General features: G+C 64.8%; 2 protein-coding genes. Both read left to right on the top strand.

The features are described 5' to 3' along the window. Positions 1-558: electron transfer flavoprotein subunit beta/FixA family protein (locus AC1RT2_RS32150; RefSeq protein WP_493108498.1), on the top strand; the 558-nt coding region annotated here is incomplete at its 5' end. A 24-nt stretch (positions 559-582) separates the two neighbouring features. Beyond that, positions 583-1,503, top strand: a 921-nt coding sequence (locus AC1RT2_RS32145; RefSeq protein ID WP_493108497.1) for an electron transfer flavoprotein subunit alpha/FixB family protein, incomplete at its 3' end; no start/stop codon positions are given.

Raw genomic sequence — 1,503 nt, 5'->3', positions numbered from 1 at the left:
CCTGCCAAGGCCGAAGAGACGCTGCGCACCGCACTCGCCATGGGTGCCGACCGCGCCGTGCTGGTGGAGACCGACGATCAGGTCGAGCCGCTGGCGGTCGCGAAGATCCTCAAGGGTGTCGCCGAGGCCGAACAGCCGGGCCTGATCATTGTTGGCAAGCAGGCGATCGACGACGATTCGAACCAGACCGGCCAGATGCTGTCGGCGCTGCTCGGCTGGGCACAGGCGACCTTCGCCTCCAAGGTCGATATCGGCGATGGTTCCGCACAGGTTACCCGCGAAGTCGACGGCGGCCTGCAGACGATCGAAGTCAAGCTGCCGGCCGTGGTCACGACGGACCTGCGCCTCAACGAGCCGCGCTATGCGTCGCTGCCCAACATCATGAAGGCGAAGAAGAAGCCGCTCGACAAGAAGACGCCCGCAGACTTCGGCGTCGACACGAGCCCGCGCCTGAAGGTGCTGAAGACCGAGGAACCGTCGGGCCGCAAGGCTGGCGTCAAGGTCAAGTCGGTCGCCGAACTGGTCGACAAGCTGAAAAACGAAGCCGGCGTGCTCTAAGGCAGAAAAGGGAGAACTAGAACCATGGCCATTCTTCTTCTGGCAGATCACGACAATGCGCATCTTTCCGACCAGACGGCGAAAGCGCTGACGGCGGCAGGCAAGATCGGTTCCGACGTGCATGTGCTCGTCGCCGGCGCCGGTGCCAAGGCAGCGGCCGAACAGGCGGCAAAGCTCTCGGGCGTTTCCAAGGTGCTCGTCGCCGAGGATGCCAGCCTCGCCAACAACCTGGCGGAACCGCTGGCAGCGCTCATCGTGTCGCTCGCCGGCTCCTATGACGCCATCGTCTCGGCTGCGACCTCGGTCGGCAAGAACGTGCTGCCACGCGTGGCAGCACTGCTCGACGTGGCGCAGGTCTCGGAAATCACCGAGGTCGTCTCCGCCGATACGTTCAAGCGCCCGATCTATGCGGGCAATGCGATCCAGACGGTGCAGTCGACCGACGCCAAGAAGGTGATCACGGTGCGCACCGCATCCTTCGCCGCTGCCGGCGAGGGCGGAAGCGCCGCGATCGAAACCATCGCGGCAGCCGCAAACCCGGGTCTCTCGACGCACGTCAAGGACGCCCTGTCGTCCTCCGACCGTCCGGAACTGACGTCTGCAAAAATCATCATCTCGGGCGGCCGTGCGCTGGGCTCGTCGGAGAAGTTCCAGGAGGTCATCCTTCCGGTTGCCGACAAGCTTGGTGCCGCCGTCGGTGCATCGCGTGCGGCGGTCGATGCGGGCTATGCGCCGAACGACTGGCAGGTCGGGCAGACGGGCAAGGTTGTTGCCCCGCAGCTCTACATCGCCTGCGGCATCTCGGGCGCCATCCAGCATCTCGCCGGCATGAAGGATTCGAAGGTGATCGTCGCGATCAACAAGGACGAGGAGGCACCGATCTTCCAGGTCGCCGACTACGGCCTCGTCGCCGATCTCTTCGAGGCACTGCCCGAGTTGCAGAAG

The sequence above is a fragment of the Shinella sp. GW821-FHT11G07 genome, from assembly GCF_058808115.1.
The sequence above is the reverse complement of the archived record's forward strand: the minus strand, read 5'-3'. Positions and strand labels throughout refer to the sequence as shown.